Source organism: Polaromonas sp. P1_E3, assembly GCF_056405935.1.
Genome location: NZ_JBFUBD010000128.1, coordinates 1 through 7716 on the forward strand (window position 1 = coordinate 1; position 7716 = coordinate 7716).

General features: G+C 61.8%; 7 protein-coding genes. 3 read left to right on the plus strand and 4 right to left on the minus strand.

The window, feature by feature from the left end:
• Positions 1-658: 658 nt before the first annotated feature.
• Positions 659-1621, minus strand: coding sequence for a LysR substrate-binding domain-containing protein (locus tag AC1D0Z_RS13450; RefSeq protein WP_477658731.1), 963 nt, complete (start codon positions 1619-1621; stop codon positions 659-661).
• 162 nt (positions 1622-1783) lie between these two features.
• Positions 1784-3634: an ABCB family ABC transporter ATP-binding protein/permease gene (locus AC1D0Z_RS13455; RefSeq protein WP_477658732.1), complete on the minus strand. Its 1851-nt coding sequence runs from the start codon at positions 3632-3634 to the stop codon at positions 1784-1786.
• Positions 3635-3682: 48 nt separating this feature from the next.
• Between AC1D0Z_RS13455 and AC1D0Z_RS13460 the strand changes: the two genes are divergently transcribed.
• Entirely contained in the window at positions 3683-4120 is a 438-nt protein-coding gene (locus AC1D0Z_RS13460) for an acyl-CoA thioesterase (protein WP_477658733.1), read from the plus strand.
• Positions 4121-4234: 114 nt separating this feature from the next.
• Here the strand turns inward: AC1D0Z_RS13460 and AC1D0Z_RS13465 are convergent, their stop codons facing one another.
• Positions 4235-4603 (minus strand): AtuA-related protein, encoded by a 369-nt coding sequence (locus AC1D0Z_RS13465; protein WP_477658734.1) that lies wholly within the window; start codon positions 4601-4603, stop codon positions 4235-4237.
• Positions 4600-5985: an acyclic terpene utilization AtuA family protein gene (locus tag AC1D0Z_RS13470; RefSeq protein ID WP_477658735.1), complete on the minus strand. Its 1386-nt coding sequence runs from the start codon at positions 5983-5985 to the stop codon at positions 4600-4602. Before AC1D0Z_RS13470 ends, AC1D0Z_RS13465 begins: the two co-directional genes overlap by 4 nt.
• Before the next feature lie 106 nt (positions 5986-6091).
• Here AC1D0Z_RS13470 and AC1D0Z_RS13475 point away from each other — a divergent pair, with 106 nt between their 5' ends.
• Both AC1D0Z_RS13475 and AC1D0Z_RS13480 read left to right on the plus strand, forming a co-directional pair.
• Positions 6092-6967 carry a branched-chain amino acid ABC transporter permease gene (locus AC1D0Z_RS13475; protein ID WP_477658736.1) on the plus strand — a complete coding sequence of 292 codons (876 nt, stop codon included), beginning with the start codon at positions 6092-6094 and terminating at the stop codon, positions 6965-6967.
• A 151-nt stretch (positions 6968-7118) separates the two neighbouring features.
• Positions 7119-7716, plus strand: a 598-nt coding sequence (locus AC1D0Z_RS13480) for a branched-chain amino acid ABC transporter permease (protein ID WP_477658737.1), incomplete at its 3' end; no start/stop codon positions are given.

Here is a 7716-nt window from a genome sequence, read left to right on the forward strand (position 1 = left end):
GAGGAGTCACGCACGCCCATGGTCACAACGCCTGAAGCCTTGACTTTGGAAAGGGTGTCGGCAAACGCGCCACCGGTGGCGAGCAGTGCAACAGACAGAGCGACTAGCTTGAGTTTCATGGAATCTCCTGTAATGAATGAAACGATTAGCGAACTATTCTAGAGAGTTGGTTCCTGGGGCATGCCTAGGTTTACCCGGCCTCTAAAAATGGAGGAAAACGAACGGCGTGAAGGGTTGATGGTTTTGCAAACCCGCAGCATTGACAGCAAATTCTGGGGTTTTCCAAATGGTGCACGCATTAAAAGTCCGGAACTATACGGCAGATGTAAGCAGTCTTTGTGCCAGCGGGCCATCAGGCCGCCRACACGCGTGACCGCACAGGCTGGGCGATCACCCGAATGGCGCGGTGCCTGGCGCGGATCGATGCCGCACTGAGGGTGGCAAGGGAGGCAACGCAGACAACAAATGAATCAACAAGCACGGGCAGGCACCAAAATTTGAACGTCACGAACTGTAAATTTGGGGGTGTCAAAACACCAATGCTGTTTCGACGATCTTCCATGCATTTTTCTTATAACCACTTAGGGTTACTACTAGTCGTCAGCCTGATGCCAGCATTTGCCCGCAAGGCCAGCCAGCTTCAGCGACCGCCGGTCGGCTAGCGCGATACCGGTGTCCCGGCGCTGCGGCCGCCCGCCTTTTCCTTCGCGCCCGTCTGGGCCTGCAGGTAAGTCCACAGGGCCTGCGCATGGGTTTTCGCGGACTCTTTGGAGGTGGGCCGCTCCCGGTAAACGCGCACATCCATGGTCATCTCCAGGTTGCCGCCGGCACTGACCAGTTTTTTGGCCCGCAGTTCCTTTTTGACGGCACTGAGCGGTAAAAACGCAATGCCATGGCCCTCCAGCGCCATGGCCTTGAGGCCTTCGGCCATGTCGGTTTCGTACACCCGGTCCAGGTGGATGGCCGTGCTGGATTGCTTGAGGATCATGTCGACCATGCGGCCCAGGTAGGCGCCGGGCGCATAGCCCAGATAAGGCAGCGGCTGGCCGGCGCGGCCCGGCAGGCTGAACTCTGGCTCCCCCGCGGAATTGGCGCGCACAAAGGGCGCCAGCACTTCCTGGCCCAGCGACACCATCTCGTAGCGGTCCGGGTCCAGCTGGAAAGGCTGGGAATCATGGTGATAGGCGATCAGCAGGTCGCAGCTGCCTTCGACAAGGCGCAACACCGCGTCGTGCACATTGAGGGCAATCAGCCGGCTTTTGATGGGGCCGAACTTCTCGCGCAGGCTGCTGACCCAGGCGGGAAAGAAGGTAAACGCCAGTGTGTGCGGCACCGCAAACTCGATGACGTCCTGCCCGGCCGAGGTGTGGCCGCGCAGCATGGCGCGCGTCGATTGCAGGCCCTGCAGCATCTCCAGCGACTGGCTGTACAGGGTTTCTCCGGCGGGGGTGAGCCGCGTCGGATAGGAGCTGCGATCCACCAGGTCGGTCCCCGCCCAGGCTTCCAGCGCCTGGATACGCCGTGAAAACGCGGGCTGGGTGACATGACGCAATTGGGCGGAGCGGCTGAAACTGCGGGTTTCAGCCAGGCTCACGAAATCTTCCAGCCATTTGGTTTCCATGGGCCAATTATGCGAGCTCAGGCAGTCTTTCTACCTACGGGGAATCCCATGGCTACGGGGAAACAGGAAATTCCAGCCCACCGTGGCCGCATCAGATTGCTACTAATTTTATAGCTGCCCGCGCTCGTCAGTTATGGTTAAACGCTGGATTTCACCTGAATCTCAAGCTTCCGCCGAACTCTGCTGCAGCGCCCACATGCGTGCATACGCACCCTCCATGGCCAGCAACTGCGCATGCGTGCCCCGCTCCACAATGCGCCCGCCGTCCATCACCAGGATCTCATGCGCATCCACCACGGTGGACAGCCGGTGCGCAATCACCAGCGTGGTCTTGTTTTGCGCGGCAGTGCGCAGCTCGGCCTGGATGGCGCGCTCATTGGCCGAATCCAGCGCCGAAGTGGCTTCGTCAAAAATCACCACTGGTGGGTTTTTCAGCAGGGTGCGGGCGATGGCTACCCGTTGCTTCTCGCCGCCCGACAGCTTCAGGCCGCGTTCACCCACCATGGTCTGGTAGCCCAGCGGCGTCGAGGCAATAAACCCATGGATGCGCGCCGCACGCGCCGCTTCCTCGACCTCGACATGGCTGGCGCCCGGCTTGCCGTAAGCAATGTTGTATTCCACCGTGTCATTGAACAGCACCGTGTCCTGCGGCACGATGCCGATGGCCTGGCGCACGCTGGACTGCGTGACCTGTTTGATATCCTGCCCGGCGATGGTGATGCGGCCCTGCTGGACATCGTAAAACCGGTAGAGCAGGCGCGCCAGCGTGGACTTGCCGGCGCCCGAGGAACCCACCACCGCGACGGTTTTGCCGGGCGGTATTTCAAAGCTCACGTTGTGCAGGATGGGCCGCGCCGGGTCGTAGGCAAAGTTCACGTTCTCAAAGCGCACCGCCGGCGTGCTGTCTATGACAATCGGCTGGGCACCCGCCACATCGGCGATTTCCCGTTCGCGCTCCATCAGCACAAACATCTTGTCCAGGTCGGTCAGGCTTTGCTTGATCTCGCGGTAGATCACGCCCAGGAAACCCAGCGGAATGTAAAGCTGGATCATGAAGGCATTGACCATCACCAGGTCACCCAGCGTCATGCGGCCGTCCACCACACCCTGGGTCGCGCGCCAGAGCATGGCCACCAGCCCGATGGCGATGATGAGCTGCTGCCCGGTGTTGAGCAGGCTCAGCGTGTTCTGGCTCTTGATGGCGGCACGCCGGTAGCGCTGCAGGTTTTCGTCGTAGCGTGCAGCTTCAAACTCTTCGTTGTTGAAGTACTTGACGGTTTCGTAGTTGAGCAGCGAGTCGATGGCGCGGCTGTGGGCTGACGAATCGAGTTCGTTCATGGTCTTACGGAACTGCGTGCGCCATTCGGTCACGGTCACAGTGAAGAAGATGTAGAACACCAGCGCGATCCCGGTGATGCCGGCAAACCAGACATCGAACTTCACCGCCAGCAACGTGAGCACCAGGGTCACTTCGATCAGCGTTGGGATGATGCTGTAAAGCGAATACGAGATCAGCGAATGCACACCGCGCGTGCCGCGCTCAATATCGCGCGTCATGCCGCCGGTTTGCCGCTCCAGGTGAAAGCGCAGGCTGAGCGCATGCAGGTGCCTGAACACCTCCAGGGAAATACGCCGCGCCGCGCCTTCGGTGGCTTTGGCAAACACCAGCTCCCGCAACTCGGTGAAGAGCGTGGTCGACAGGCGCAGCAGGCCGTAGGCCAGCAGCAGCGCCACCGGCACCACCAGCACGGCCTGAACATCACCCGGCTTGAAGCTCATGGTGTCAACCAGGTTCTTGAGCAGCAGCGGCACGCCCACATTCGCCAGCTTGGCGCCCACCATGAAACTCAGGGCCGCCAGCACCCGCCATTTGTAGTCCCACAGGTAGGGGAACAGGCGTTTGAGGGTGTCAAAGTCGGAGCGCGAAGACACCGGCGCCGTGCCTGCGCCGGGCGCCGGTGCGGCGACGGGAACGGCCAGGGAAGAATCGGCAGCGGAGGCTCGGGAGCGCATAGGGGACAATCGTGAGAGTTGTTGTAATAACTTTTTCAGATTGTGCCTATGTCTATCGAATCAAGCACCCATACGGACATTCACGCCGAAGACGCCCTGAACGTCCAGTTGCCCACCGACAAGGAGCTGGTGCTCAAGGTCATCCCCATGCCGGCCGACTGCAATGCCAATGGCGACATCTTCGGCGGCTGGGTCATGGCACAGGTCGACCTGGCCGGCTCGGTGGTGCCGGCCCGTCACGTCGACGGGCGCATGGCAACCGTCGCCGTCAACCAGTTCATTTTCAAGCAGCCCGTGCGGGTCGGCGACATCCTGTCGTTCTTCTCCTGCGTCACGCGCATCGGCACCACGTCCATCACGGTCCAGGTTGAGGTCTACGCCGAGCGCTTTCGCGCCCAGGGCCGCTACATCAAGGTCACCGAAGCCAGCCTGACTTACGTGGCCATTGACGATTTCGGCAAGCCCCGCAAGATTCCCAAGGACTGACAATCCCAGGCAGCGCCCCTTCCCCGTCGCTTCAACGCTATTGATTTGATAGCTGCTTGCGCTTGCCAATAAAGGACTGCAGGGTCTTTCTCTTATTTTTTTGCGCAGTCCGCGTCAGGCACCCCACCAGCCCACGCGAGGCGCGGCCTGGGCTTCTTCCAGCTCCGCCTCACTGACCTCGATCTCCATGCGTAGCAGCGCAGCCGCCATGGCCTTGCCCAGGTTGTCCATGCGCAGATTGCGCGCGCCACCACCTTGCAGCGCGCCTTGCAGCACCAGCTTCAGCGCCAGGATATTCGGTAGGCGCCAGCAGTTGACCTGGCCCGCCAGCCAGGGCGCGAAGTGCGCCTGCACGCGTTCGGCCGTCACCTCGCGCTCCATGATCCGGTAGCCTGCTTCGTTCCAGGCAAAGAGTCCAAAATCCACCCAGTCGGCCTTGTCGCCGCTGCGTGCGTGCGCGAGCTTCACCAATTGCACCCTCATGACGGCAACACCTCCACACGCACCGCCGCCTCAACCGCCTGCCGGTCCATCAGCGCAGGCCAGATGCCCAGCAATTCACTGCTGCTGTTCAGGCCGTGAAATCCACAGGTGTAAGCCGGTCCGCTCAACGCCATCCACGGGAACAGCCGGCCAAAACCTTCAGCGACCGCCTTGTCCTGCGTCCTGATCGCCATGCGAACCCAGACCTCGTTGAGCTCCGCCAGCACCGCAGGCGCAGGCAACGGCGCCAGTGGGCCATGTGCCGAGTTGAGCCCCGGGAATTCGACAAAGAGTTCGTCATGCGCCATCCGTTTGTCCGCCAGCTGTGCTTTCACCATCTCAACGGCTGCCAGTGCCTTGTCGTGGGCATCGGGCCAGCTAAAGCCCCAGGTGACCTCAGCCTTGTAGCCGTCGCGAAACCCGCCCACCACCTTGAGCTGCGCGGGCCGCGTGTGGCCGCGCACGCCCGTCATGCGCACCATGTCGTGGCCGAGGTCTTCGAGCCGCACCGCCGATAAATCCATCACCACATCGGGTGAGGCATAACGCCCCGGGTCGTGCACTTCATACAGCAGCTGCTGGCGCACCGTATCGAAGTTGACGCGGCCGCCCGTCCCCGGGGCCTTGGTGATCAGCGCCGTGCCGTCTTCGCTGACTTCGGCAATCGGATAGCCGATGTGGGCGAGATCGGGAATGGCTTTCCAGGCCGACTGACTGCCGAAGTTGCCGCCGCTGCCCTGGCCCGAACATTCGAGCAAGTGCCCGACTGCCAGCCCCTGCGCCAGCTTGTCGAGGTCGGCCTGGTTCTCCGCGTCCTCCAGCCTCCAGTTGAATTCATGCACCAGCGGCGCCAGGCACAGCGCCGCATCGGCCACGCGCCCGGTGATCACGATGTCGGCGCCTTGATGCAACGCCGACACGATGGGCCGCGCGCCCAGATAGGCATTGGCAAACACCATGCGCTCGCGCACGGACTCAAAGCCTTGGCCGTTGAACATGTGCGGCGGTGCGAGCGCTTCGAGCTGCGGCAAAACTTCATCACCCGTGACCACCGCGATGCGCGCCTTCCATCCCTTGGCCGCAAACGCAGTGCGCAAGGCAGCGCCGGCGCCCGCAGGATTGAGCCCGCCCGCGTTGCAGATGAACTTCACACCGCGCGTCTGCATCAACGGCCACAGCTTCATCAGCATGGGGACCACATCGCGTGCATAGCCCAGTGCAGGGTAGCGCTGCCGGTCTTTCTGCAAGATGGCCAGCGTTAACTCCGCCAAGTGGTCACTTGCGATGTAGTGCACGCCGCCGCGCTCAATGCTCGCGGCCACAGGCACCCACGCGTCACCGTAAAAACCCAGGCCCGCGCCTATCCGAACATTTCCTTGCATGTAGGTAATTACGCTTGATCGCCTAGGCGACACGTATTCGGAACAACCCCTAGCGACAGACCAATAGGCGACAGCTATAACCAAGTCTCACTCAAGGAGACGCGATTTGCAATTCCTGCAGCTGCTCATCAGCGGCATTGCTCAAGGCTGCATCTATGGGCTGATCGCGCTGGGCTTTGTACTCATCTACAAGGCCACCGAAACGGTCAGCTTCGCGCAGGGCGAACTGATGATGCTGGGCGCGTTCGGCGGCCTGGCCTGCATGACCTTGCTGGGGTTTCCCTTCTGGCTGGCAGTGATCAGCGCGATTGCCGGCATGGCGCTCTTTGGCATGGTGCTGGAGCGCCTCGTGATACGCCCCATCCTCGGCCAGCCCGCGTTCTCCATCGTCATGCTCACCATCGGCGTGGGCTACACGGCGCGCGGCCTCATCACCATGATCCCCGGCATAGGCACCGAAACCTATGTGCTGCCCGTGCCTTACAAAGACCAGATATGGAGCCTGGGCACGCTGGTCATCAACGTCGAGCAGGTCGCCATCATCGTCACCACCGCGGTGCTGTGCCTCATCCTGTTTGCGATGTTCAAGTACAGCAAGCTGGGCATCGCCATGCAGGCGTCTTCACAAAACCAGCTGGCCGCGTACTACATGGGCATCCCCGTGAAACGCCTTAACGGCCTCGTGTGGGCGCTGGCCTCGGCCGTCGCAGCGATTGCCGGGCTCTTGCTCGCGCCTATCACCTTTGTGCATGCCAACATGGGTTTTATCGGGCTCAAGGCTTTCCCGGCCGCAGTCGTGGGCGGCTTCGGCAGCCTGCCCGGCGCGATTGTGGGCGGCCTTGTCATTGGCCTGGTCGAATCGTTCTCGGGCTTCTATTTGCCCGACGGCTTCAAGGACATCGCCGCCTATGTGGTGGTGCTCATCATGCTGATGGTCAAGCCCAGCGGCCTGTTCGGCGAGAAGCTGAGGAAGAAAGTATGACCCCCCTGCGCCGCTTCGCGTCTTCCCCCCTTGAAAGGGGGGACCACACCAGTGGCCCGGCAAAGCCGGTTCCACGGTGCGTGCTGGATGACTCCCTATCTTTTGAGCGGCTGCTGGTGGCGCCGAAGGCGCTTCGGGGGGGGGCTTTCTAGTGCGTTTTATTTTCAAGACCGATTACGGGCAAGACATCAAACTGGCCAAGCATGCCGGCCATGTGTTCTGGTACGGCGCGCTGATGTTGCTGCTGCTCGCCGCGCCCTGGCTGTTTCCAGAGTACTGGCTGGCACAACTCACCTTCGTGATGATCTATGCCATCGCCGGGCTGGGCCTGATGTTGCTGGCGGGCTTCACCGGCCTCTTCTCTTTGGGGCACGCAGCCTTTCTGGGCGTCGGCGCTTACACGCAGGCGGTGATGACCAATGCAGGCCTGCCCTTTCCCGTCGCCTTGTTATGCGCTGCCGGGCTGTCAGCCGCCGTGGGCCTGGTCGTGGGCCTGCCCGCGCTGCGCGTGAAGGGCATTTACCTGGGTATGGCCACGCTGTCCTTCGGCTTCATTGTTGAAGAGGTGTTTGCGCGCTGGGAAAGCGTTACCGGCGGCAATGCCGGCATCCACATCAAGGTGCCCGACATGTTCGGCTGGAAGCTGGCCAGCGGCGAGTCGTTTTATTTMCTCTGCCTCATCATCACCGTCGCCGCCACGCTGGGCATCCTTAATCTGCTGCGCTCTCCCACAGGCCGGGCTTTTGTCG

What these genes read in the sequence shown, in the direction of transcription:
- AC1D0Z_RS13450 (WP_477658731.1), bottom strand. Translation starts at nt 1,621, where the DNA reads ATGGAAACCAAATGGCTGGAAGATTTCGTGAGCCTGGCTGAAACCCGC.
- AC1D0Z_RS13455 (WP_477658732.1), bottom strand. Translation starts at nt 3,634, where the DNA reads ATGCGCTCCCGAGCCTCCGCTGCCGATTCTTCCCTGGCCGTTCCCGTC.
- AC1D0Z_RS13460 (WP_477658733.1), top strand. Translation starts at nt 3,683, where the DNA reads ATGTCTATCGAATCAAGCACCCATACGGACATTCACGCCGAAGACGCC.
- AC1D0Z_RS13465 (WP_477658734.1), bottom strand. Translation starts at nt 4,603, where the DNA reads ATGAGGGTGCAATTGGTGAAGCTCGCGCACGCACGCAGCGGCGACAAG.
- AC1D0Z_RS13470 (WP_477658735.1), bottom strand. Translation starts at nt 5,985, where the DNA reads ATGCAAGGAAATGTTCGGATAGGCGCGGGCCTGGGTTTTTACGGTGAC.